This is a genomic window from Eoetvoesiella caeni (genome assembly GCF_003315175.1).
Lineage (GTDB): Bacteria > Pseudomonadota > Gammaproteobacteria > Burkholderiales > Burkholderiaceae_B > Eoetvoesia > Eoetvoesia caeni.
On the sequence record NZ_QNRQ01000002.1, the window covers coordinates 25,740 to 49,051 of the forward strand.

The 23,312-nt window shown below is 59.7% G+C and carries 22 protein-coding genes; 9 read left to right on the top strand and 13 right to left on the bottom strand.

Annotated elements, in window-relative coordinates; genetic code table 11:
• Positions 1–26: 26 nt before the first annotated feature.
• Genes DFR37_RS03780 through DFR37_RS03795 form a run of 4 tightly spaced genes read right to left on the bottom strand, consistent with a single transcriptional unit; the run spans position 27 to position 4,388 of the window.
• Positions 27–491 carry an acyl-CoA thioesterase gene (locus DFR37_RS03780; RefSeq protein WP_113931919.1) on the bottom strand — a complete coding sequence of 155 codons (465 nt, stop codon included), beginning with the start codon at positions 489–491 and terminating at the stop codon, positions 27–29.
• Positions 488–2,176 carry an AMP-binding protein gene (locus DFR37_RS03785; RefSeq protein WP_113931920.1) on the bottom strand — a complete coding sequence of 563 codons (1,689 nt, stop codon included), beginning with the start codon at positions 2,174–2,176 and terminating at the stop codon, positions 488–490. Before DFR37_RS03785 ends, DFR37_RS03780 begins: the two co-directional genes overlap by 4 nt.
• A gap of 19 nt (positions 2,177–2,195) precedes the next feature.
• Entirely contained in the window at positions 2,196–3,065 is an 870-nt protein-coding gene (locus tag DFR37_RS03790) for a VOC family protein (protein ID WP_113931921.1), read from the bottom strand.
• Positions 3,066–3,104: 39 nt separating this feature from the next.
• The gene (locus tag DFR37_RS03795) at positions 3,105–4,388 is read right to left on the bottom strand and encodes an alpha/beta fold hydrolase (RefSeq protein ID WP_113931922.1); all 1,284 of its coding nucleotides are present in this window, start codon (positions 4,386–4,388) and stop codon (positions 3,105–3,107) included.
• Between the two features lie 253 nt (positions 4,389–4,641).
• Between DFR37_RS03795 and DFR37_RS03800 the strand changes: the two genes are divergently transcribed.
• Positions 4,642–5,343 (top strand): TetR/AcrR family transcriptional regulator, encoded by a 702-nt coding sequence (locus DFR37_RS03800; protein ID WP_113932398.1) that lies wholly within the window; start codon positions 4,642–4,644, stop codon positions 5,341–5,343.
• Positions 5,344–5,358: 15 nt separating this feature from the next.
• On the opposite strand, the gene DFR37_RS23115 is transcribed toward DFR37_RS03800, so the two are convergent.
• The 3 genes from DFR37_RS23115 to DFR37_RS03810 are packed head-to-tail and all read right to left on the bottom strand — an operon-like array spanning position 5,359 to position 9,754.
• Positions 5,359–5,646: an acetone carboxylase subunit gamma gene (locus DFR37_RS23115; protein ID WP_211317203.1), complete on the bottom strand. Its 288-nt coding sequence runs from the start codon at positions 5,644–5,646 to the stop codon at positions 5,359–5,361.
• A gap of 13 nt (positions 5,647–5,659) precedes the next feature.
• On the bottom strand, positions 5,660–7,633 hold the full coding sequence (locus tag DFR37_RS03805; RefSeq protein ID WP_211317204.1) for a hydantoinase B/oxoprolinase family protein: 1,974 nt from the start codon (positions 7,631–7,633) through the stop codon (positions 5,660–5,662).
• A 21-nt stretch (positions 7,634–7,654) separates the two neighbouring features.
• Positions 7,655–9,754, bottom strand: coding sequence for a hydantoinase/oxoprolinase family protein (locus DFR37_RS03810; protein WP_113931923.1), 2,100 nt, complete (start codon positions 9,752–9,754; stop codon positions 7,655–7,657).
• A 197-nt stretch (positions 9,755–9,951) separates the two neighbouring features.
• Here DFR37_RS03810 and DFR37_RS03815 point away from each other — a divergent pair, with 197 nt between their 5' ends.
• Positions 9,952–10,926, top strand: a complete 975-nt coding sequence (locus DFR37_RS03815) for a LysR family transcriptional regulator (protein WP_113931924.1) — start codon at positions 9,952–9,954, stop codon at positions 10,924–10,926.
• Here DFR37_RS03815 and lipA read toward each other — a convergent pair.
• From lipA to DFR37_RS03845, 6 genes are all read right to left on the bottom strand, one after another.
• Positions 10,923–11,921, bottom strand: a complete 999-nt coding sequence (gene lipA / locus DFR37_RS03820; protein ID WP_170139818.1) for a lipoyl synthase — start codon at positions 11,919–11,921, stop codon at positions 10,923–10,925. The two genes, DFR37_RS03815 and lipA, sit on opposite strands and share 4 nt — an antisense overlap.
• Positions 11,922–12,140: 219 nt before the next feature.
• The gene (lipB, locus tag DFR37_RS03825) at positions 12,141–12,788 is read right to left on the bottom strand and encodes a lipoyl(octanoyl) transferase LipB (protein WP_218951388.1); all 648 of its coding nucleotides are present in this window, start codon (positions 12,786–12,788) and stop codon (positions 12,141–12,143) included.
• 53 nt (positions 12,789–12,841) lie between these two features.
• Complete coding sequence (locus DFR37_RS03830) at positions 12,842–13,129, bottom strand: DUF493 family protein (protein WP_113931927.1); 288 nt, start codon at positions 13,127–13,129, stop codon at positions 12,842–12,844.
• Between the two features lie 4 nt (positions 13,130–13,133).
• Positions 13,134–14,000, bottom strand: a complete 867-nt coding sequence (locus tag DFR37_RS03835; RefSeq protein ID WP_113931928.1) for a D-amino acid aminotransferase — start codon at positions 13,998–14,000, stop codon at positions 13,134–13,136.
• 68 nt (positions 14,001–14,068) lie between these two features.
• Positions 14,069–15,352 carry a D-alanyl-D-alanine carboxypeptidase family protein gene (locus DFR37_RS03840; RefSeq protein WP_379881463.1) on the bottom strand — a complete coding sequence of 428 codons (1,284 nt, stop codon included), beginning with the start codon at positions 15,350–15,352 and terminating at the stop codon, positions 14,069–14,071.
• A gap of 259 nt (positions 15,353–15,611) precedes the next feature.
• Complete coding sequence (locus DFR37_RS03845) at positions 15,612–16,313, bottom strand: alpha/beta hydrolase (RefSeq protein ID WP_113931930.1); 702 nt, start codon at positions 16,311–16,313, stop codon at positions 15,612–15,614.
• A 93-nt stretch (positions 16,314–16,406) separates the two neighbouring features.
• Between DFR37_RS03845 and DFR37_RS03850 the strand changes: the two genes are divergently transcribed.
• The 7 genes from DFR37_RS03850 (at position 16,407) to DFR37_RS03880 (ending at position 23,295) form a co-directional block, all read left to right on the top strand.
• Complete coding sequence (locus DFR37_RS03850) at positions 16,407–17,267, top strand: biotin--[acetyl-CoA-carboxylase] ligase (RefSeq protein WP_113931931.1); 861 nt, start codon at positions 16,407–16,409, stop codon at positions 17,265–17,267.
• Entirely contained in the window at positions 17,264–18,169 is a 906-nt protein-coding gene (locus tag DFR37_RS03855) for a type III pantothenate kinase (RefSeq protein ID WP_113931932.1), read from the top strand. The genes DFR37_RS03850 and DFR37_RS03855 overlap by 4 nt, the downstream gene beginning before the upstream one ends.
• Before the next feature lie 8 nt (positions 18,170–18,177).
• Positions 18,178–18,357, top strand: a complete 180-nt coding sequence (locus tag DFR37_RS03860; RefSeq protein WP_113932399.1) for a hypothetical protein — start codon at positions 18,178–18,180, stop codon at positions 18,355–18,357.
• Between the two features lie 85 nt (positions 18,358–18,442).
• Positions 18,443–19,273, top strand: a complete 831-nt coding sequence (galU, locus tag DFR37_RS03865) for a UTP--glucose-1-phosphate uridylyltransferase GalU (RefSeq protein ID WP_113931933.1) — start codon at positions 18,443–18,445, stop codon at positions 19,271–19,273.
• A 153-nt stretch (positions 19,274–19,426) separates the two neighbouring features.
• Positions 19,427–20,953 (top strand): mannitol dehydrogenase family protein, encoded by a 1,527-nt coding sequence (locus DFR37_RS03870; protein ID WP_113931934.1) that lies wholly within the window; start codon positions 19,427–19,429, stop codon positions 20,951–20,953.
• Positions 20,954–20,992: 39 nt separating this feature from the next.
• The gene (waaC, locus tag DFR37_RS03875; RefSeq protein WP_113931935.1) at positions 20,993–21,964 is read left to right on the top strand and encodes a lipopolysaccharide heptosyltransferase I; all 972 of its coding nucleotides are present in this window, start codon (positions 20,993–20,995) and stop codon (positions 21,962–21,964) included.
• A complete protein-coding gene (locus tag DFR37_RS03880; RefSeq protein ID WP_113931936.1) occupies positions 21,961–23,295 on the top strand; it encodes a 3-deoxy-D-manno-octulosonic acid transferase in 1,335 nt (444 codons plus the stop codon). The genes waaC and DFR37_RS03880 overlap by 4 nt, the downstream gene beginning before the upstream one ends.
• Positions 23,296–23,312 lie beyond the last annotated feature (17 nt).

Here is a 23,312-nt window from a genome sequence, read left to right on the forward strand (position 1 = left end):
GATTTCTTCGCCAGGAAATCGGCTAGCTATGAATGGTGCGCCCCGGAACGGGCGCCTTGATAAGCCAGCAAGGCTTGCTTCAGGACCGGAGGAACCGGAATAGCGCGCCGCTCGCCCCGCACCACGCAAATCGGCGTCAGCCGCGCGATAAAAACCGTAGCCCCCGCCAACGTTCGCCCATGCATAAGAAGGGTATAAGTGCGGGAACGGATTTCCTCCACGCTGACTTCAATATCGAATTCGTCGTCAGGCCGTAAAGAACTTTGGAAGTCGAATGCAAGCGCGCGGGTGGGTGTACCAAAGCCGTGCCGGTCCTTGGCATGCTGCGGTCCTTCACCCAGGATATGGCGATAGAACAGCTCTGCGGCCGAAATTACATACTCGCCAAACACAACGGTATAGACCACTCCCGCGGGATCGCAGTCGCCCCACTTGACGGTCCGGCGTATGGTGAACGGCTGCGTCCGGACCACATATTCAGTGCTGATCATGGCTCGACTCCGCGGGCATCCGCCTGTGCGGACTCTTCGGCCAGGCGTTCGGCAATCAGCTTTCTCAGCGCCACTTTATCGACCTTGCCCACCCGGGTCGTCGGAAACTCCTCGACAACCTCGATGCGTTCAGGGCATTTGAACTTGGCCAACCCCATGGAAGACAAGAACTGCACCATTTCGGGAATAGTAGGAGCGGCAAACCCCGGGCGAACAATGATGTAGGCGCAAGCACGTTCGCCGTAGATAGGATCGGGCATGGCCACGAGCTTGGTGTCGGCAATTGCCGGGTGGTGGCTGATACAGCCCTCGACTTCTTCACAGCCTATTTTTTCGCCGCCGCGATTGATGTTGTCGCGCAACCGGCCCTCGAAGGCGTACCAGGAACGGCCGTCGATACAGTGTTCTGTCACCATATCGCCGCTGCGCACAAAGCCATCGTCCGTCAGCGCCTCGCGCGTTGCAACTGGATCGGCGTAGTAGGCCAACAGACTGGAAGGCCCCCGAAAACACATTTCGCCGGTGGATCCCGGCGGCAGGATACGGTCCGTTCCCGGCTCGCGTATGGTTATTTCGTCGTCCGCGCAGCCGCTGCCACCCTGCGTATGGTGCCGCACGAAAATCGGGTCCGACGCTTTCGCCCCCAACAGCAAGCCTTCGGTAATGCCGTACAGATTGGAGCATGGCACGCCCATATGCTGCTCCAGCGTATCGGCGCGGCTCATCGTCGCGAATAGCTTCAAAGACGACAGGTCGTACTGCCCTATTTCCTGGAAAGCAATAAGATGCGGAGCAATCGGGCCTATCGACAAACCATGCGTGACACGATGCGTCTGAATCAGTTCAAGCATGCGCCGAATGTCGACCCTGGGCATAAGCACCGTGGTCACTCCAAGCAACAACATGGGCATCATGGCGTAAAGCTGGCCGGCATTGTGCATCAGCGGCAGCGACCAGATCACGCGCGAAGACTCGTCGATGGCATACTGGCGAGCCCAGCCGGCGCTGTGCCCCAAGTATTCGCCATGGAAACGCGGGATTATTTTGGGCAGGCCCGTAGACCCGCCCGAAAGCTGAAAACTCAGCACGTCGCGCGGCCCGATCGGCAGGTCTTTCAGTCGCGCCCTGGCGCTGTCAACGGTATGTTGCGCCAGCAAATCGTCCAGCGCATGCCCAGCCATGCCCGCCTTGCCGCGCGTTACGATCAGATGCTGTACAGACGCGTGCCTGGCCATCATCTTGCCGGCAAAATCGACCAGGTCGAAGCTGCTGAAGTCGGCTTGTACGAAATGCGCTTTGGCTTGCGAGCGTTCGATCAACTGGCCGATTTCCATCTCGCGATACTGGGGGACGGAACAAACCGGAATAACACCGGCCTTGTAGCAGGCCAGCACGGCCAGCGCGGTTTCAAGAGTCGTGCCAAGCTGGAACATGGCGCGATCGCCCGGCGCCAGGCCCAGGTCCAGCAAAGCCGCGGCCAGCATGTCGGTCCGCTCATCCAGCTGGCGGTACGTAAGCGTAGCTTCGTCGGTGATGTAAGCCGGCCGGTCGGGGTGGCGCAGCGCCGATTTACGCAAGGCACCGCCCACCGTATCGTTCACCCAGGAGCCGCTGCGCAAATAGGCTTGCGCCTTTTCATCGGTTTGGTAGACGACCCCTTCAATGGGATTCAGTATATTTGTCATTTATGTCTCCTTAGGCTGCTTAGGGTTCTATCCGCACACGATCACGGTCAAATACCGTAATGCGGCCTTGCAGCCCTCCGGTAAACAGTCCATACCAGACCGCGGGCTTTACGCCCAGGTCTTTCCGGTTTAACTCGATGGCGGATCGCGACTCAATCAATGCATAGTCAGGCAAGCCGTCATCAACCTTGCATTCCGGCATCTTCTTCGCCGCTTCGATCAGCGACGCAAACTCCGGCACATTCAATACCAGGACCTTGGCAGTCTGGCCGGATTCCTCGGGCAAAAGAAGCTGTGCCTTTCTGTTCCAGACGTCGTCAATGGGACCAAGCCCCGCCACGCCACCAGTGGCCTGGTCCTCGAGTTCCATGGCCGCTTGCAGCGTCAACGCCGCGTCGCGGGCATCCAGGTCGTTCAGGGTGCGGAGCTTGCGGGTTATCTCGACGAAATAGCCATTGGGGTCCCGAAAATAAATCGACTCAATGACCTCGTGGCGTGTTTCAACAGAAACCTCGACACCTTTTTCCACCAAACGATCGCGCCATGCCGCCAGCTCTTCTTCGCTGTCCACTTGCCACGCTGTATGCGTTGCGTCGAACACATGGTCTTCGGGCCATGGCTTCGAATGCAGCTTGCCGCTTAGCTCTTGCGGCGCCGACGAGCCCAGGTAGTAGAAGAAAGCAATCGCGCTGCCATTGCCGCTGTCAAAAAAGAAATGCAAAAAGTCCGGATGCGTGGCAGGACCCCAGCCGCGCGCCGAAATCGTGTGAATCAAGGGCAACCCCAGCACGTCGCGATAGAACGTGATGGTCTCACGCAGCTTCCATGTAGGCCGGGCGGTGTGGTCCACCCCTCGCAGCACCAGGCTGCCCAACAAAGTAGATGACATAGTCGATTCCTTAACTTGTAAATTAGAGGCCCGCACGGCTTACTTGGGAAAGTTCTGCCGCAGCCAATCCTGCACCAGACGGCCGGCGATATAGCGCCCCGGCTCTTCGCCGGCGCCCAGGGCGCGGCCGTGGTGGTCGCCCTTCACGCGTTCGTGATGTTTGTCGGTAGTGCCGATCGCCGAGAAGATGTCTCGGATGATCGAAGGGAAGCAGGCTTGATCGCCCGTATATTCCACCAGCAAGGTAGGCTGGCGGATGGCGGGCGCAGCCTTTGCCAGCAAGGCATTGGACGATATGCCCGACCATGTCGACAGCCAGCTTTCGGGCGAACAGACACGGGCAAAGCCCACCGACCCGTAATTGGACGCATAAGGGTCCTTGCCCCACAACGACCCATATTTACGATCGGAAGGGTCCAGCGACAAGTCATAGCAGCGCAGATCGGCATCCGTACGCCAAACAGTCATGATCGGCGTATGGGCGCCAAGCCGGCGGTCGGCAAGCGTGCCCCCTTCTTTGGCCCTGGCGCGTGCTTGCATACGCTGCGCAATTAACTCATGCGCCAGCGCATCCAGCTTGGCGACGCGTTCGTGCTGTGCCTTGCGATAGCGTTCGATGAAAGCCGCGTCGTAGCGCGCGCCCTTGGAGGCATCGCCAAACCCATTGGCCGCGTCGAAAGGATCCAGCGACGAGTCAACCGACAGCGGGTTCGCCTCGTCGGTAACCGAAGGATCAATACACTGCATCAGCAAAGCGCCTTGCCCAGGATGCGGCGCAAGAAAGACCACGCCGTCCGGCTCAGGCATGGACAGCTGGTCCAGCTTGGTAGGACGGCCCCCGGGCGTTTTTTTGATTCGCTGCGCCGCGTCCAGCCCCGCCTGCTGCGCATACAGGCTGTACAGCCCGCTGCCGCCGGAATTGCCCAGCAGGACAATGCGCTTGAAGCCGGCCTGCCGCAGGTATTCCATACCCGCCGCAACATCGTAAAGCGCAAATTCGTGTTCCAGGCGCATATCGTTGCCGACGGACCGCGGCCACTGCGACCAGGCCGCGTAGCCGGCCTCAACAATATCGGGAATCATGTAGTGGCAGGCCATGAACTCGCGGGGGTGCATGATGCACACCACGGTTTCCGCCGGCACGGAAGGCTGGTACAGCGCCCCGCCCGTGGCCGCGCCATCTTGCGTGCGCAGCACCACATTGCGCGTGATCGCGCCCTCTGGCAGTCCGCGTGGATTCCAGTCGGTGTTCAAGAACCCGGCGGTAGCGCCCTGCGGCCCCGAACTAGCGTTTGCCGGCTTTGAGATAGATGGTTGGCTCATGACTTTCTGCCTCCTTTTTTATATTCTACGATGGATTTGACAGAAATGTGAAATTATTGTCATTAACGACAGTTAGTATTTATACCTAGATCGTGAATTATTTGACAAATACGTCAAATCCGGAGCATATTGCCCATGCATGACGGTCAAGCGCAACCCACTTGGTCTATCATTCATCGGTCGACAATCGTTCAGGTCGGCACCCCGCAACCCGCAACCAACCACCAACACCTTCTGAAACGTGCCAAAACCTTTGCCAGAATCCTCCGTACCCGCTTCCAAATCCTCACGGCGCGAACTGCTGCAAGAATCCATCCTGGAGGCCGCGTCAACGCTGTTCATACAACGCGGCTTTCAGGGCACCAGCATGGGCGACATCGCAGAAGCCATGGGCGTAACACGCACGGCCATCTACTACTACTTTCGCAATAAGGAAGCCATCCTGCGAGAGCTGACAACTGAAGTCACCGGCATGGCCGGCAAGCTGGCTTCACAAGTAGAAGACCCGCACGACGATCCGATCGAAGCATTGCGGCAACTGGTCTTGCAGCATGCCAAGCTGATACTGAGCCACCCTTTGCAATTCCGGGTGGTCGAACGCAACGAAGAGAACCTTTCACCCGCCTTGCGCAAAAGCGCCGATGCGTCACGCAGGCTGGTCTTAAGCAGGTTTCAGACGGTAATAGAGGCCGGAATAAAGGCGGGACAGTTCCGTGTGGTCGATCCAAAGATTGCCGCGTTTGCCATCATAGGCATGTGCAATTGGTGCGCTTGGTGGTTCAGCGCCGAAGGGAAGGTCCCGCTTAACGATGTCGCGCAGATGCTGGCTACCTTCGCCCTGCAATCGGTAGTACGCGGCGAAGAACGCCGCTCGCGGGAAAACAGCGTCGACGAATCCTTGCGCCAGTTGCGCGAAGACCTGTCTTTGCTGGAAAAGCGGTTGCAGAATACGTAATCGAATCAGCCGTCTTCAACTAAAAACCTTCCAGCCGCGAAGCCTGCCTTCGTCCTGCGGGACCACCTCTGTAGCAAGCACGGTCAGGCATTTGGGGCAAAACAGCTGCCTAAGAACAATTTTCCTATCGGCAAACAGCTTTGGGTCGGCCCGGATACCGGGGCCCAGCTCGGAGGATTCCTGCTCTGAGCCCAGTGCGTGCTCTAGCGCGTTGGTACGCGCGTCTCCCAGCCGTTCAGAGCAGTGGCTGCAAATAGTCGATACGCCATCATCAGCAAGCATAATGTTGTCATCAAAATTCAAAATTGTCTCCTCGTCAATTAAGGGCAACCGCAGCACGCTTTTCGCGCATGGCGTGTCTTGCAGCTTCAGTCGCGGGCACATCCACAGTTCCGTTTGCAGCTAAAGCGACGCCATACACTTCAAGTGCGGCACGCTTCGAGACCTTCTGCTTGGCAACGTCACGCGCCACCAAAACCGGATTTCGCAGTAGCGGATCTCCGTATCCCCCACCGCCTTGCCAATGCGTAAAGTACACGTCCTCGTCGTTCAGATGGGTTTCCAGGTGCTGTTGCAGCACATCGGCGGTTCCTTCCAGATCATCGAGGCTCCCCGGTATACGGCCCCCAGCCAACATCTTTCTGGCGTTCGTTCCCCGTAGCAATACATCGTATTGTGTGCCCGCGGGGTATCCCCCGCTAAGGCCGGTCGCTTGCGGCAGGGCCTTGCCTGTTGCGGAGACAACCAAGTGCACGCCCCCTATTGGAGAGTCGTAAGGTATGAAGCAACTGGACCCGCCGGCGCCGCCCCTGAAGCGGCCAGGCCCGCCGGAGTCCATTTCTTCTCTGCGCCACAGGTAAAGCATCGGAAAGCTGAACTCGTTGATTTCAACGTCTGCGACCCTGCCCATTGGTATGCAATTGAGGCCGCCAGTATCAACGCCATCTTGGTCGACTCGCGCGCCCATGCCTCCAGCCATCGAGTCGCAAACCATCGTCACGAACGGATTGCCTCTTTGGTCCAGGCCGGCCAGCAAGGCCAGATCCCATGTTCCACAACACACGCACATCAAGGACTTGCGATGCTCGGGGTGGATCGACAGCATCGTTCCTACTGTCTCGGAGACAACGTTCTGCGTAGCCCAGGCCGACGCAACAGAGGCCTTACCGATGCCGGCCGGGAAATTGCAATTATTGATAGTTCCCGGCTCGCTGATAATATCGAAGCATCGATAAAGGCCGCCGGGCGCCCACGGAATATCGCCACAAAGCATGGTCAGGACAATCGGCATGATCCCGCCTCGCAGGCCGGCAAGAGTGCAATTGGCAAATCCCTCGACTTCTTTGTCGGTACCGGTAAAGTCGAATATCAAGCGATCGTCTTTCTTGGTCATCTTCAAAGTAATCTTGTATACATTGCGATCACCACTACGGAATGAGTCCTGATGCGCAACCCCGGACCACTCGCCGTCAGGAAGCTCTTTCAGCTTTGCTCGAAGGCGGCGCTCGGCGTCATTCATCATGCGCTTCATTACCGCCTTGACGGTCTTCGCACTATATTTTTCAATTAATTGCGTCAAACGCTCCTGGGCTATATTGTTGGCGCCAATCTTGGCGCGCAGGTCAAGAGCGATAAGACGCGGCACCCTTGAGCGCCGCAAATACATGTCTTCGATATCGCCGCGAATCTTGCCCCCTTCAACAATTTTGACAGGCGGAACAGGAGTCGATTCCCAGAAAACATCGCGCCCTTCAACAGACCAGCTTCCTGGCGATACGCCGCCTAAATCCACCTGATGGCAAACGGCCGCTGTCCACCCAAAAATCTCGCCCTCGTGAAATAGGGGTGCCATGATCGTGGCGTCGTTCTGGTGCAAGCCCCCGCCAACCCACGGGTCGTTGCAAAAAAACATATCGCCCGGCTGTATGCCTGGATTCACGCCCCGATTCTCCAGCGTCCATTTAACGGCCATGTCAACGGAAGCCGCCAGCTGCGTGTTATAAAGCCCGACAATCACCGAGTCGCCGCACTCGTCCAGAATGGTCGCGCCAAAGTCGTTGCAGTCGGTGACGACCACCGAACCGGACATGCGCTTGAGCGCATCGCCCATTTCTTCGGCGATAGCCGCCAACCGATGGCGAACCACCTCATAAGTCAGGGCATCGACTGCCGCAGCATCGTCATCGTTAACTGAATGCAGCTTGAGCCCACGGGCTAGCGCTCTGGTTTCAGCCGAGGTCTTAAGCTTATAAGCAAATTTTTCCGACCCTGCGATATTGATTAATGGCATGGTGTCTCCTTTATAGTTGAATCAGGCTGCGGTAGGCCGCAACACCAAGTTGCCTAGCCGATCGACGGTTCCGCGGCTACCTTCCGGAACGGCGATGGTAGTAGTAGGCGTTTCGACAACGGCAGGGCCATCAATCTCGGCACCCACTTTTAAAGCCTGATAGTCATAGATTTTTGTTTCCTGCCAGCCCTTCCTGACATCAAGGAAAACTCGGCGGGTACCGCTACTTTCCGGTGCGCCGGCGGCAATCTCAAGGTCGGGCAGTTTCGTGCGTATGGGCAACATACCCACAGCGCGGACTCTATAAGTAATGACCTGCAAACCCGCATCGGCAAACCCCGAACCTTTGCCGTAAAGCCTTTCGTACAAGGCTTCGAACTCTGCCCCAACCGCATCGATAGCCTTGGCGTCCAGCACGCCGGCAGGAACAGGAGTAGTAACTTCCGCCATCTGCATCGTGTAACGGATCTCGGCTTCACGAACATACTCGATCGTCTGAAACTCCAAACCCTGTTCTTGCATGCGGCTGCGCAGTTCTTGTTCCAACCGGCCGTAGCACTCGTTAATCGTTGCCGGCGCCACAGGCCAATTCGACGGATCCGAGGTTTCGGCAGTTAACACGATGTCTGACGAGGCCAGGCCGTACGCAGAGAAAACAGCCGCCGTAGTCCCCAATGGGATCAGGACCTCAGGCGAGCCGATATCGGCCGAATAGCTCGCCGCGTGCACCGGCCCAGCCCCACCAAACGAATAAATTACGAAATCGCGTGGATCGTGCCCGCTGTTGACAACAACCTTACGCACCAGGTCGGCCGTCTGGGCGTTCTGTATTGTGTATATTGCGGCGGCGCCTTCTTCTACGGTAAGGCCCAGCGGCTCTGCAATCTTGGTCCGAATGGCGTCTTCAGCCATTTTTTTCGATAGTTTCTTGCGGCCGCCAAGAAAGTTATCCGGATTGATTATTCCAAGCACCAAGTCGGCATCGGTCACCGTTGGCTCGGTGCCTCCTTCGGCATAACACACAGGACCCGGCCTGGCTCCGGCACTGCGCGGCCCGACACGAAGGTTTCCACCGCCGTCGATCCACGCAATGGCACCGCCGCCAGACCCAATAGTATGTACGTCCACCATCGGCGTATTGATTTGATGCTGGTTCAAGACCGTCGTGGTCGTCGTTATCGGCTTTCCGTCCTGGATCAGGCCGACCAAGAATGTGGTGCCGCCCATATCCGTTGAAATAATATTTCTGTGCCCAAGAGCCTTCGCCAAATGGACGCAACCCACTACGCCCCCGGTCAATACTGATCCTAAAGTACTCACCGCATACTTGGGCGCCTGGGCCGCCTGGACGCAACCGCCGGATCCCTGCATGACCAGAAGGGAACCTGCCAGCCCGCGGTTCCTGAGCTCGACTTCCAGAGGGCTAAGGTACGCGGCCAATCGCGGACCGACTTGCGTATTGATGATGGTCGTTGAGTTACGGGTGTATTCGCGTATGCGCGGGCTTATCTCGTGTGACACGGCCACATACAGGCCGGGAGCAATTTCGTTCACGATCTCGCGAATGCGAATTTCGTGAATCGGGTTGAGAAAGGACCATAACAACGAAACCGCAATAGCCTCGACGTTCTGTCCCACCAGCCTGGCTACGGCCTGGCGTGTACCGCTCTCGTCAAGCTCAACGACCACAGCACCTTTGTAGTCAATACGCTCGTCGATCTCTTCAACCAAAGACCGTTGCACCAAAGGCTCGGGCTTGTTCGTCCGCGAAATGTTCTGGATCTGCTCTGGGTCGAGCCCTGCATATCTGCCTTCAAGATTCATCATCGAGATCGAATCCGCATGACCCCGAGTGGTCAGAAACCCGACCTTTGCCACGTCCCCTGTGACGACAGCGTTCAGCGTGGACGTTGTGCCATGAATAATGTATTTAGTCTTGCTCAGTAAATCAGGCGTCTGAACGCCCAATTCTTTCGCCAGCTCGTCAATGACATCAAGAAATCCGCGCGAAAAATCCGGCGGTGTTGAAGGACTTTTCGCAGCTGCAATCGTTCCGTCCTCGCCGGAGACAAATCCATCTGTAAAGGTTCCGCCCGTATCGACGCCGATTACGTAATTCATGTTGTTCCTCTCACATTTTCTGTTTTGAATTTATGATTTCTAGTCGGTGCCCAGACCGCCGAATCAACCATGCCAAATGTCGTGCAGTAACCGCATTACACACACTTTAAGTTGACGGAACACATACGTCTAATCGAAAATTAATGATTCAGATATAGCTGTATGGCTATACTTACCGATCTAAGGGGTGTACTCAGATGCGCGGCTTCGACACTCGTTTTACCCTTCAAAAGCTCGAGGTTTTCTGCGTCGTAGCAGAGTTGCAAAGCATCACTCGTGCGTCAGAGTTCCTGTGCGTCACCCAGCCCGTAGTCACATCGCACATTCAAACCCTTGAAGACAAGCTCGGGGCGAAACTGATACGTCGCGAAGGGCGCGGCATTGTGTTGACTGCGGCGGGGCTGCGAGCTCTTAAATGGGCACAGGAAATCGTCACTCGCACCCACGAGCTGGAGCGAGAACTAAGCGGCTCCGCGCCCAATATACCTGGCGCGGTCATAGCTTCGTCCATGAGCGTAGGGTCTTACCAACTGCCTGGCATCATCTGCGACTTCCAGGCCAGCCATCCTGATGGCCTGGTCAAGCTTTCGATATCGAATCCGCATGTCGCGCTCGAGGCAACGCGAACCGGGGAATGCGACTTTGCGGTAGTCATCATTTCGCCCGACCAGAACCTCGACGGCTTAGCGCTGCATCCCCTTTGGGATGAGCCCTTGCTTTTAGTCAGCGCCGTCAACAGCCAATGGGTACCAAAAAAAGTGCAGCGAGATCAGATTTCTCAATTGCCGTTCATCAGCACAAACAACAGCTCGGTCATGCAAAAGCTTGAAGAAGGCCAGTTGCGCGCCAACGGCATCACTTCCAGGCGGGTGATCATGGCGCTTGGGCATCCAGAGGCCCAAAAAGAAGCAGTACGCCGCGATGTCGGCGTCTGCTTCTTCTTCAAGTCATCCGTCATTCACGATGTGGACCGCGGCGACTTACAGCCGATAGAAACGCCCGGCCTTGCCATGTCGATCCCTCTTTACCTGGTACACCGCAAAGATAAAGAGCTTTCATTATTTCAGGAAGAACTGAAACAGCACATCAAGTCGGCAAGGCCGGCCGGCGTCATTCCCTTCAAGGACAGACAAGAAATAGCAAACTTGTCTACGGCAAAAGGGACTTTTTAAATCCCCTCAACCCCCGCCGCATGCGCTTGTTCGTCGGCGTGGTACGAAGAGCGGACCATGGCGCCCACCGCGGCATGGGTGAAGCCCATGGCGTAGGCTTCGCGCTCGAACATTTTGAAGGTGTCGGGGTGGACGTAGCGCAGCACGGGCAAGTGGTGCTCGGAAGGCTGCAAATACTGGCCGATAGTCAGCATGTCGACGTTGTGCTCGCGCAGGTCACGCATGACTTGCAGGATCTCTTCGTCGGTTTCGCCCAGGCCCAGCATAAGTCCGGACTTGGTCGGAACATGGGGGTAGAGCTTTTTGAATTCCGATAAAAGCTTAAGCGAATGGTTGTAGTCCGAGCCCGGCCGCGCCTGTTTGTACAAGCGGGGCACGGTTTCCAGGTTGTGGTTCATGACGTCGGGGGGGCCGCCGTTCAGTATTTCCAGCGCGCGGTCCAGTCGACCACGAAAGTCGGGCACCAGCACTTCAATTCGGGTGGCTGGCGACAGCTTGCGCACGTTCTGGATGCACTCGACAAAGTGGCCTGCACCGCCGTCGCGCAAGTCGTCACGGTCGACCGACGTAATCACCACGTAAGACAGCTTGAGCGCGGCAATGGTACGGGCGAGGTTTTCGGGTTCGTTGACGTCCAGGGGGTCGGGGCGGCCGTGGCCTACGTCGCAGAAGGGGCAGCGGCGGGTGCATTTGTCGCCCATGATCATGAACGTGGCCGTACCCTTGCCGAAGCATTCGCCGATATTCGGGCAAGAGGCCTCTTCACACACCGTATGCAAGTTATGTTCGCGCAAAATACGCTTGATGTCGTGAAAGCGCGAACCCGGCAATGCCGCCTTGACGCGGATCCACTCGGGCTTTTTAAGGCGTTCGGCCTGGACGACTTTGATTGGAATGCGCGAGGTCTTGGCCTGGGCTTTTTGCTTCATGGTGGCATCGTAGGCCGGCTGGACCGGTACGACACGGGGAGCAGTCTGATCTAAGGGAGTAGTCATTAACATTCCTGCGACTGAAGCCGGCGCCCCGCCTGGGCGGGACATTGTGCTTCGCGCTTTAAAATCGGCGGTCGAAAAAACCGCAATATTCCAAACGGATCCGCGCAAAACGCGCGAGCTGTCAGCATTTTAACGCGCCCGCCAAAACGCCGCAGAATGCCCCTGACGCCTGCAGCAGTACTGCATGGCCGGCCCACACGGCGCCTTCGACGGCAAAACTCAAGCCGGGCGCCCCGCGTCCTGGGCTGGCAACGCAGCCATGCCCGGGTGGCGCGCTTCGGTTTGCGGCTGCCTGGCCGCTATCGCGCCAGCCAAACCCCGGGCCAGCATCTCGCCCACTTGCTCCACCGTGGCAGTTACGCCGCAAGCGGCCAGGTCCACGGTGCGCAAGCCTTCATAGCCGCAAGGATTGATGCCCGAAAAGGGCGACAAATCCATGGCGACATTCAGCGCTATGCCATGGTAGGCGCAACCTTTGCGCACCTTGATGCCCAAAGCCGCAATCTTGGCCAGTTCGCCATTGCGGTCGGCCATGGGCACATAAACGCCGGGGGCTCCTTCCTTCAGGCAGGCGCCCCGTACACCCAACTGGTCTAGCAGACGGATGGTCACGTCTTCCAGCAAGGCCACGTATTCTTTGACGAACAGGCCCGCCCGGCGCAAGTCGACCAGGCAATACGCCACCACCTGGCCGGGACCGTGGTAGGTGACCTGGCCGCCGCGATTGCTGCGCACAACCGGAATGGCCCCGCTATTTAGGATATGTTCGGGCTTGCCCGCCTGCCCCAGCGTATACACGGCCTCGTGCTCGACCAGCCAAATCTCGTCGGGCGACTGGGCGTCGCGCCCTTCCGTATAGTCCTGCATGGCCTCCCATACCTCCAGATACGGGGCGGGACGCCGCAGCCATTTATGCTCGATCACAGCACGATGGAAACCATATGGTGCGCGTGCAACGCGCGGTACAGGTCGTCGAGCTGCTGGCGCGAAGTCGCTTTCACGGTAAAGGTCAGCCCAATATAGTTGCCGTTCTTGCTGGGCCGCATTTCGACCGTGGCGGCATCGAACTCCGGGTCGAACTGCCGCACCAGCTCGGTCAGGGTCTGGGCGAAATCGGGATGCGTCTTGCCCATGACCTTGATGGGAAAAAGGCTGGGGTACTCGATAAGAGACTGTTCGGGCGGGATGTCCGGAGGGACGGAATTCATAGGCTTACTCCACGGCGCGGTCGTAGCCGGTGCGCAATCTGGCGTAGATTTCGCCAGGGCGCCCCGTGCCAACCGGCTTACCGTTATAGGTAACAATCGGCAGCACCTCTTTCGAGGCAGAGGTCAACATTATTTCATCAGCCTGAGCCACTTCCTGCTCAGTAATCGGCCGGACCTCGAACGGTATGCCGGCTTCTTCAGCCAGCTCGGCCAATAAACTATAGCGTACCCCTTCCAGGATCAGATTGTCGCGCGGGGGTGCCAGCAAGGTGCCGTTCTTGACGACCCAGATATTGCAGGACGAACCTTCAGACAAATAGCCGTCGCGAAACTGTACGACCTCGTCCACGCCGGCTTCGACCGCCGCCTGCTTGGCCAGCACGTTGCCCAACAAGGACGTGGTCTTGATTTCGCAACGCAGCCAGCGGATGTCGGGCAGGGAAATAGCTGTCAGGCCCTGTTCGCGCGGCGCCTTGCCCGGGCGTACAAAGGGCGACACCATGCCAAAAATGGTGGGCTTGACCTTGGCCTTGTCGGGAAAGGCGTGATCGCGCTTCGCCACGCCGCGCGTTACCTGAAGGTACACCAGGCAATTGCCCGGCAAAGTATTGCGGGCCAGCATGTCGCGCACCAGCGACTCCCACTGGGCGCGCTGCATGCCGGTCTGTATGCCTATGGACTTCAGGCTGCGCTCCAGGCGCGCCAGGTGGCCCTCCATGCGGAACGGCTTGCCGTTATAGACCGGCACAACGTCATAAATACTGTCGCCAAAAATAAACCCGCGATCCAGCACAGAGATTTTGGCATCGCCCAGGCGAACGAATTCGCCGTTCAGATAGGCAATGCTGTCGTTATCGACATCGGGAATCATCTTTACACTCTGGTGTGCCTAAAACAATAAGTTTAATCCTTGCAGAGTGCAGACGCCCGGCGTTTGCCTTATTGGAACATCAAGCGCACTTTATCGACCATTCGGCCGAAGAAGCCGGCCTCGGCCACGCTGTCCAGTACTTGCAGCGGTTCTTCGCGCAGCAGTTTTCCGTCCAGCGAAAACGCAACCGTGCCGACCTGCGCGCCCTTGGTCAGCGGAGCCAGCAGCGGCTGGGTATAACGCGCTTCGGGCTTGACTTCCGGACCCTTGCCGCGCGGTACAGTCAGCCAGACGGGCTTGGACTGGCCAAGACCCACAGTTTCTTGCTGGCCTTGCCAAACACGGGCCTGCACCAATGGCTTGGTGCTGTCCAGGACTTTGACGGTGTCGAAGTTCTGGAAGCTCCAGTTCAACAACTTAAGGCTGTTTTCGGCGCGCGCGCTGTCGCTGGCCGCACCCACCAGAACCGAAACGACCCGGCGTCCGTCGCGCAATGCGGTGGACACCAGGCAGTAGCCGGCCGACGAAGTATGGCCGGTCTTCAAGCCGTCGACGGTAGGATCGGCCCAAAGCAGGCGGTTGCGATTAGGCTGCTTGATCTTGTTGTAGGTGAATTCTTTTTGACTGTAATAGTGCAGATACTGGGGGAAGTCGCGCACCAGGTTCATGGCCATGATGCCCAGGTCATGCACCGTAGTCATGTGGTCGGGGTCGGGCAGGCCCGCGGCATTCGTAAAGTGCGTGTCGGTAAGCCCCTGGCGCGCCGCCTCCTGGTTCATCATGGCGGCGAAGGCCGACTCGCTGCCGGCCACGGCTTCGGCCAAGGCCACGGTAGCGTCATTGCCCGACTGCACAATGACCCCTTGCAGCAAGTCATCGACCGACACCTGCGTATTCACCTTGATGAACATGCGCGAACCTTCGGTCCGCCAGGCTTTTTCCGAGACATTGACCTTCTGGTCTAGCGACAGGCGCTTGTTTTCAATGGCCTGGAATACGACATAGGCCGCCATGATCTTGGTCAGTGAAGCGGGTTCGACTTTGTCGTTGATATTTTGCCCGGCAATGATTTGCCCGCTGTTGGCGTCCAGGGTTACCCACGCCTTGGCGGCCAAGGTAGGGGCGGGAATCGACGAGAGTTCGCTAACCGTTGCCAAATGGCCTGTAGTCTGTCCGGAAGCGGCCGGCAGCGTGGCGGGAGCCTCGGGGGCTGCCGGCGCGGTTTGCGCGGCAGGGGCGGCGAAGACAAGCTGCGGAGCGATCAACGCAGGCGAAAGCGCCAGGGCCACGCTAAGCGCCACGCGGCGCGACTGCTTCAGGGAAAACATGTGTACGGTTTGAGTCGTCGACATAAAAATTAATTAACCCGTCCAAAAAATCAAAAAAGTGCATTCAAAAAAACTGCGTCCATTATAGGCAGTGCATCTTGCACATAGAACCGGGCAGCAAGCCCTTTATTGCAGGAATGCGCAATCATTTGCTACAAAATCCGTTAAAACGTGTCCAAACGCGCAAAATGGGCCTGTTGTCTGACCTTTAGCTGAAGGGCAGGCCCAATGCGGCACCCATCGCAAAGCGAAATCGTCGTTCCGGAAAGAGAAGACTTCGCCGCTAAGCCCACAATGCCAGCAATCGGTCTTGCACCAATTTTCTAAGCATAATGAGCTTGCCATGGAAGAAGTGCGAACCGTCGGGCACGATCGTCAGCGGCAAGCCATGCGAACGCGCAAAGTCCATGGCCTCGGACAAAGGCACGACTTCGTCGACCTCGCCGTGCACCAGCAAAGTGTCCTCGGGCACGGCAATATCCCTGAACTTGAAGCGCTCTACCGCCGACCCCACCAGGATCAGCGCATCGGGAACCGGATGTGCGCCGGAATCGGACTGCACGCCCGCTTGCCCGGCCTTGGGCGCAGCCCCCGCCGCATTGCGCCGCTCTTCTTCCATTATGGAATAAAGCTGCGCCGCCACCGAAGTCCCGAACGAGAAACCGGCCAGCACCCATTTGCCGGCGGCCGCCTCGGGGTAGCGCTGCACAAACTGGCGCACCAGTTCGCGCATATCGTGCGTTTCGCCCACCGCCTTGTCGAACTGGCCCTGCGACTCGCCCACGCCGCGAAAATTGGGGCGCACCGCAACAAGCCCGTCTTGCAGGCAGGCACGGGCTATGGTGGTCACGATCTTGTTGTCGCGCGCACCGCCATGCAAAGGATGGGGGTGCAAAACCAGCGCCCAGCCGCGCGGCGCGGTTTCGGGTTGCTCTATGACGCAGTCAATAATCCCGGCCAAACCGTCGAAAGAAGTTTTTTCCATATCCGCTATTGTGACGCACACCCAAAAAAAGACAATTAAAGGCAATAATAGCGACTGCCGCCCAAACCTCACTATATTAGCGTCCTGCCCAGCATGCTTGAACCCATCGCCACCGCTCTGCCAGATCCGCCGCTCTTGATACAGCAGCTGCAGCCGGCCTTGCCGCAATTCAAGCAGATCGAATGGTTCGAACGCACCGCATCCACCAATGCCGACCTTCTGGGCAAAGCACGCAACAACGAACTGCAATTGGCCCGGCCATGGCTGCTGGGCGCCCACCTTCAGGACGAAGGCCGCGGCCGCGCCGGGCGCACCTGGCAAAACCGGGCCGGCGCCAACCTGATGTTCTCCTGCGCTTTCGACGCCTTCGTGCCCTTGCAACTGCTGCCCTCGCTTTCTCCCATAGCGGGTATTGCCGCCTGCGAAGCGCTGCGCGGCCTGCTTGAACCGGACCAGCGCCGGCACCTGGCCATGAAATGGCCCAACGACCTGCAATGGAAAGGGGCCAAGCTGGCCGGCATCCTGGTTGAAACCACCCGCGCCGGAACCTCGCGCTTGTCTGCGGATCATTACGTGGCGATCATGGGCATAGGCATCAACCTGAACGACGCCCGCGCGCTAAGCCAGTCGCTGAACCGCCAGGTGGCCGACTGGGCCGAGGTCGCCGCTTGCGATGCACTGGCGGCAGCCACACCCTTGCACAAGCTGGTCAGCGCCATTGCACAGGCCTGGTACGAAGCCCTGAACGCCCTCATCAGCGAAGGGTTTCATGCCTTCCCCGTACGCCACGCCGCTGTCGACGCCCTGGCCGGCCAACACGTGAACATCCTGGATGAAGGCCGCATCATCAATGCCGGCATCGCATGCGGCATCAACAAGCTGGGCCAATTGTTGCTGCGCACGCCGGACGGCGAAACCTCCGTCACCGTGGGCGACGTTTCGGTGCGGCCATGATTATTCTTATCGACGCCGGCAATACCCGCATAAAATTCGGCTGGATCGATCCGGCCAACGGCCAGCGCGAAGCCGCCCCACTAGCCTTGCGGCACGCCGACCTGGAAGAACAGCTTCCTGCCTGGCTGCGCCAGTTGCCGCACCCCCCGGGCGCCGCCATGGGCATTAACGTGGCCGGCGCCGCCATTGCCGGCCGCCTCGGCTCGCTGCTGGGTACATATGTCGAACGCATTGACTGGATACGCAGCGTGCACAGCGCCTTGAACGTGCGCAACGCCTACGACATGCCCGAACAACTGGGCGCCGATCGCTGGGTGGCCCTGCTGGGGCTGGCGGAACATGTACGCCAGGCCAAAAACCCGGGCCACGCGCCGCTGCTATTGGCCAGTTTCGGCACGGCCACCACCATCGACACGCTGGCGCCGTCCGGCATGGCCGAAGTGGCAAACCAGAAAGCGCCGCTGCGCAGTCACAATGAAGCAGGCCGCGCGCCGTCGGGCGAATGCGCGCAAAAGGCCTATGTGTTTCATGGCGGCCTGATCCTGCCGGGGCCGTCGCTGATGGCGGCTTCATTGGCCAACGGCACGGCGCAGCTGCCGCAAGCGCAAGGCATTCCCGCCAGCCACCCCACCCACACCCATCAGGCCATTGTCAGCGGCATCGCCGCCGCGCAGGCAGGCGCCGTGTTGCGCCAGTGGATGGCGGGCCTGGAGCTATGCGGCCAGGCACCGCGCATTTACGCCACCGGCGGCGGCTGGAGCGCCATCAAAGAAGAAACCGAACGCCTGCTGGCCGCGGCCAGAACCCAACTAGGGCACGAGAACAGTCCAATAGAATGGCTGGCCAGCCCGGTCCTGGACGGCTTGGCCAGCCTGGCCACAACAGATACCCACCCGAGGTGAATTCCACCATGCGCTTTCTCTTTCTGCTTATCGTCGTTGCCAATGCCGCCGTTTTTGCGCTGGGCCAGGGCGTATTCGGCCAGGCGCCCTTTTACCAGGGCCTGCAAGCCAACCAGCCCAAGGAAATCAACGCCCAGGCCGTACGCCTGGGCCAGCCTCAAACCCCGGGCCAGGCCGCACAGCAGTAAGCAGGGTCCGCAGCCGGGCCGCCGCCTTCCTCTACAATAGAGCGCAACCACCTGTTGTATACATCACACCATACCGATCAAACTCATGAAACCCATACGCAAAGCCGTTTTCCCCGTTGCCGGCATGGGCACGCGTTTCTTGCCCGCCACCAAGGCCATGCCCAAAGAAATGCTGCCCATCGTCGACAAACCGCTGATCCAATACGCGGTCGAGGAAGCCATTGCCGCCGGTATTACCGACCTCATTTTCATTACGGGCCGCAACAAGCGCGCCATTGAAGACCATTTCGACAGCGCCCCCGAGCTAGAGGCCGACCTGGCCGCCAAAAACAAGCACGAACTGCTGGAACTGGTGCGCCATGTCATCCCCGACTCGGTCAATTGCATCTATACCCGCCAGCCTGCGCCGCTGGGCCTGGGCCATGCCGTGCTGTGCGCGGCCCCCATCGTGGGCAACGAGCCCTTCGCCGTGCTGCTGGCCGACGACCTGATCGACTCCGACACTGCCGTCACGCGCCAACTGGTCGAAGCCGCCCACCAGCAAAACGGCAGCGTCCTGGCCATACAAAACATCGAACGCGCGCATACCTCCAAATACGGCATTATTTCGGGCGACAGCGTCAACAGCAAAACCACCCACATCAAGGGCATAGTGGAAAAGCCGGCGCCGGAAGTCGCGGCTTCAACGCTGGCCGTCGTGGGCCGCTACGTGCTGGAACCCGAAATCTTCGAGCATCTGCGTCGGACCCAGGCCGGCGTAGGCGGTGAAATCCAGCTTACCGACGGAATCGCCAGCCTGCTCATGGCCCGCAATGTGTTCGGCTACCAGTACGAAGGCACCCGCTACGACTGCGGCAGCAAAGAAGGCTTTTATCGCGCCACCATGGAACTGGGCCGCAAATACCACGGCCTGTAACCATCAGCCGGCAAACGCCCAGGCGCATGGCCGGGGTCTTGCATCCGGCCATTGCCAGACCCCGGACGGCGCACCATAATATAGAAGAGTCAGTAGACGGACAAAGAACAAGCGGCTTAACTTTTGCACGGTAGGAAAGCACGACAAAGCGCCATGACACAACTTTCCAATGCCACCCTCGGCCTCGTTCCTGCGGGCATCGCCAAACCTTCTTATGACCGGTCCGCCGTTCCCACGCGCATCGTGCATATGGGCGCGGGCAGCTTTCATCGCAGCCACCAGGCCGTTTACACCGACGAAGCCATGCAGCAAGGCGACCCCAACTGGGGAATCCTGGCGGTCAGCGTCCACAACCCGGCCATCAACCACGCCCTGGTGCCGCAAGACGGCCTGTACACCTCTATTGTCGACGACAACGGCAATCGCAGCGCACGCATCATCGGCAGCCTTACCCGCCTGGCCTGTCTGGCCGACGCGCGCCATGAAGTCATCGACGCCCTGTGTTCCGAACAAACGGAAATCGTCACGCTGACCATCACCGAGCGCGGCTACGGCTACAGCGCCCTTCACGACGGCCTGGACGATTCGCTGCCGCATATCCAGCTGGACCTGAACGCACCGCAAAGCGCACGCTCGCCCATAGGCGTGCTGGCCTGGGCCATCTACCAGCGCAAATTGCACGGCCTGCCGCCCTTTACCTTGCTAAGCTGCGACCACCTTCCGGCCAACGGAAAAATCCTGCAACGCGTGCTGGAACACTATATAGAACGCGTCCAGGACGACCTCAACGATCCCGGCCTGCTGCAGTACTTCCTGGACCAATACGCCTGCCCATGCTCGCTGGTCGACCGTGCCGTCCTGGCCTGCACCGCAGCCGATATCGCGGCCACCGAAAGCCTGCTGGGCCTGCACGACGCGGCCCCGGTCGTTGCCGAACCGTTCTCGCAATGGATTATTCAAGACTGGTTTTCGGCCGGCCGCCCCAAATGGGAAAATACCGGCGCAATGCTCGTGCCCCATGTCGCGCCCTTCGAAAAGGCCCAGGAAGTCATGCTGGACGCCGGCCGGTTCGCACTGGCCCACCTGGCGGCCGTGGCGGGCTACAAAACCCTGGCGCAGGCCATGGCCGAACCGGAAATTGCCCGCTACATGGCCGGCCTGCTGAACGATGCCATCGTTACCTTGCCCAAGCACCAGGGCTACGACTGGGACGCCTACAAACAAGAACTGCTGGGCCGCTTTGCCAACTCCGCCCTGCAGGCGTCCACCGCCCAAAGCACCATCGACGGCACAACCATCCTGGCATCGGGCATAGTGGCACCGGCCCAGTTGCGCCTGGCGCGCGGCCTTAGCATCGAACACCATGCCACCGCCATTGCCGCCTGGATGCGCTTCCTGACCGGACGCAGCGAACGCCAGGAAGAGCTCCTGCTAAGCGACCCCCTGCAAGCCGAACTGGCCCGCGCTATGGAAGCGGCAGGCGGACGCGACGCCAGCGCTTTCGACCTCGCCGAGGCCTTGCTTAACATACCAGCCATCTTCGGCACCGAACTCCCCAACGACCTGGAATTCGCGCGCCGCGTCACCGCCGCGCTGCAAGACCTGATGTCCTTGCGCGTGCTGGGCACGGTAACTGTGCTGAACAACCCCGAGCTGCGCACCGCCCCAACCGACCCCTAGCCGCCTACTGCCGCCGCCGAATCTCTTTATAATCGCGGCATGACGAAAAAGATACTGATCGTACGCACCTCGTCCCTGGGCGACCTGGTCCACATGCTGCCGGCAATATCCGATATTGCAGCCCATGTGCCAAACGCCCAGATAGACTGGATCGTCGAAGAAGGCTTCGCTGAAATTCCCGCGTGGCACCCGGCCGTACACGAGGTCATTGCCGTGGCTCACCGGCGCTGGCGCAAACATTGGTGGTCGGCCCAGACACGCACCGAACGCGCCGCCCTGCGCGCCAAGCTGCAAGCACGCCAATACGACATCGTGCTGGACATGCAGGCCCTGATGAAGTCCATCTGGCTGGTACGCCAAACACGGGGTCTGCGCCACGGCCTGGACTTCAAGTCGGCGCGCGAACCCCTGGCATCTTTCTTCTATAACGTCAAACACCGCGTCAAATTCTGGCAACCCGCCGTTATCCGCCAGCGCGAACTGGCCGCGGCCGCCTTCGGCTATACCTACCAGGGCGAACCGGACTTCGGCCTGCAGCGCTTTACCGACGGCACGGCCATCGAACCCTATGCCGTCATCATGCCGTCCGCCAGCCGCGACGACAAGCTCTGGCCCGCCACCGACTGGCAGACCGTTTTCGACCATCTGCAAACACACGGCCTGGCGCTCAAGCTGCTGGCCGGCAATGCCGCCGAAACAGCCAGGGCCCATGCGCTGATCAGCGAACGCGGCAACGCCGAGGTCTTGCCGCGCATGAGCCTGACCGACAGCGCCCGCGTGCTGGCCAGCGCCAGCCTCATGGTGGGCCTGGACAGCGGCCTTACGCACTTGTCGGCCGGCCTTGGACGGCCTACCATAGGCATATACAAAGCGTCCACGCCGGTGCGCACGCCTTTGCAAGGGTCCGCCTACACAGCCAGCCTGGGCGAACGCGGCCAGGCTCCTTCAGCCCAAACAGTATTAAGCGCCATCGAACAGGCGCTGTCCCGGGCCCCGGAGTCCAAGCTTTGAACCGCTTTTTCTACAACGTATCCATTCGTGCCCTGGCGCCAGCCCTCATGGTGTGGATGGGTCTGCGCGCGCGGCGCGCGGGCGGCGAATGGGGCGTCATGTCCGGCCCGCGCTTTGGCTACTACCCCCAGCCCTCCGGCCTGCGCTTGCCGGTATGGGTGCACGCGGTAAGCCTGGGTGAAACCCGCGCCGCCCAGCCTTTTGTGCAGGCCTTGCTGGACCAAGGCTACCCGGTGCTGCTTACCCACATGACCGCCACCGGCCGAGCCGAAGGCGCACGCGCCTTTGCCCAGGCCATTGAGCAGGGGCGGCTGGCGCAGCAATGGCTGCCCTACGACTTTCCGGGCAGCGTGCGGCGCTTCCTGGAACACTACCGGCCTTGCGTTGCCGTCATGATCGAGCGCGAAATCTGGCCCAACACCATTGCCGCGGCACGCCGGCTGAATATTCCCATCATGCTTGCCAGCGCGCGTTTTTCAGACAACTCACTGCGCCAAAGCCTGCGCGCCGGGCGCGTGATGCGCGAGGCCTACGCAAGCCTTCAGGCTGTTTACGCCCAATCATGGCAAGACGCTCAGCGCCTGGAACAAGCCGGCGCGCCCGCCGTGCGCGTATCCGGCAATTTCAAGTTCGACGTGTCGATGCCCGCCGACCAGGTGGAACGCGGCCGCTCCTTCGCCGCCGCCATACCGCGCAAGATCATTACTATTGCCAGTACCCGCGAAGGCGAAGACGAACTGTTCATCCGGGCCATCTGCAAGCACCTGAAGCGTGCCAACGCGCAAAGCAACGAACTCGATCCCGAAGTCCTGTTCTTCTTGATCCCCCGGCACCCGCAGCGCTTCGACGAAGTCGCCAACTTGCTGGCCAAAGCGAGCGTATCGTTCGTGCGCCGCTCTGAACTGGCCGACAAAGGCGGCACTGCATCCTCCAGCCTGCGCCTGTGCAGCCAAACCGCCGTGCTTCTGGGCGACAGCCTGGGCGAAATGCCACGCTACTACGCAGCCAGCCAAATTGCCATCGTGGCCGGCAGCTTCCTGCCCCTGGGCGGCCAAAACCTGATCGAAGCCTGCGCCATCGGCACGCCGGTGCTGGTGGGCCCCCACACCAAGAACTTCGAACAAGCCGTCGCCGACGCCCTGGACGAAGGCGCCGCTCTGCGCGCGCCCAACCCCGAAGCGGCCCTGCAACTGGCACTGCAACTGGTCAACGACCCCCAGCGCCTGAACAAAATGAGCCAGGCCGGTTCGCATTGGGTACAAAAGCACACCGGCGCCGTAACCCGCGTGCTTACCGGCCTGAACGAACTCGTCAAGCCGCCGCAACATTGACGAGCAGCACAAAGCGA

What these genes read in the sequence shown, in the direction of transcription:
- DFR37_RS03780 (WP_113931919.1), bottom strand. Translation starts at nt 491, where the DNA reads ATGATCAGCACTGAATATGTGGTCCGGACGCAGCCGTTCACCATACGC.
- DFR37_RS03785 (WP_113931920.1), bottom strand. Translation starts at nt 2,176, where the DNA reads ATGACAAATATACTGAATCCCATTGAAGGGGTCGTCTACCAAACCGAT.
- DFR37_RS03790 (WP_113931921.1), bottom strand. Translation starts at nt 3,065, where the DNA reads ATGTCATCTACTTTGTTGGGCAGCCTGGTGCTGCGAGGGGTGGACCAC.
- DFR37_RS03795 (WP_113931922.1), bottom strand. Translation starts at nt 4,388, where the DNA reads ATGAGCCAACCATCTATCTCAAAGCCGGCAAACGCTAGTTCGGGGCCG.
- DFR37_RS03805 (WP_211317204.1), bottom strand. Translation starts at nt 7,633, where the DNA reads ATGCCATTAATCAATATCGCAGGGTCGGAAAAATTTGCTTATAAGCTT.
- DFR37_RS03810 (WP_113931923.1), bottom strand. Translation starts at nt 9,754, where the DNA reads ATGAATTACGTAATCGGCGTCGATACGGGCGGAACCTTTACAGATGGA.
- DFR37_RS03815 (WP_113931924.1), top strand. Translation starts at nt 9,952, where the DNA reads ATGCGCGGCTTCGACACTCGTTTTACCCTTCAAAAGCTCGAGGTTTTC.
- lipA (WP_170139818.1), bottom strand. Translation starts at nt 11,921, where the DNA reads ATGACTACTCCCTTAGATCAGACTGCTCCCCGTGTCGTACCGGTCCAG.
- lipB (WP_218951388.1), bottom strand. Translation starts at nt 12,788, where the DNA reads ATGCAGGACTATACGGAAGGGCGCGACGCCCAGTCGCCCGACGAGATT.
- DFR37_RS03830 (WP_113931927.1), bottom strand. Translation starts at nt 13,129, where the DNA reads ATGAATTCCGTCCCTCCGGACATCCCGCCCGAACAGTCTCTTATCGAG.
- DFR37_RS03835 (WP_113931928.1), bottom strand. Translation starts at nt 14,000, where the DNA reads ATGATTCCCGATGTCGATAACGACAGCATTGCCTATCTGAACGGCGAA.
- DFR37_RS03840 (WP_379881463.1), bottom strand. Translation starts at nt 15,352, where the DNA reads ATGTCGACGACTCAAACCGTACACATGTTTTCCCTGAAGCAGTCGCGC.
- DFR37_RS03845 (WP_113931930.1), bottom strand. Translation starts at nt 16,313, where the DNA reads ATGGAAAAAACTTCTTTCGACGGTTTGGCCGGGATTATTGACTGCGTC.
- DFR37_RS03850 (WP_113931931.1), top strand. Translation starts at nt 16,407, where the DNA reads ATGCTTGAACCCATCGCCACCGCTCTGCCAGATCCGCCGCTCTTGATA.
- DFR37_RS03855 (WP_113931932.1), top strand. Translation starts at nt 17,264, where the DNA reads ATGATTATTCTTATCGACGCCGGCAATACCCGCATAAAATTCGGCTGG.
- DFR37_RS03860 (WP_113932399.1), top strand. Translation starts at nt 18,178, where the DNA reads ATGCGCTTTCTCTTTCTGCTTATCGTCGTTGCCAATGCCGCCGTTTTT.
- galU (WP_113931933.1), top strand. Translation starts at nt 18,443, where the DNA reads ATGAAACCCATACGCAAAGCCGTTTTCCCCGTTGCCGGCATGGGCACG.
- DFR37_RS03870 (WP_113931934.1), top strand. Translation starts at nt 19,427, where the DNA reads ATGACACAACTTTCCAATGCCACCCTCGGCCTCGTTCCTGCGGGCATC.
- waaC (WP_113931935.1), top strand. Translation starts at nt 20,993, where the DNA reads ATGACGAAAAAGATACTGATCGTACGCACCTCGTCCCTGGGCGACCTG.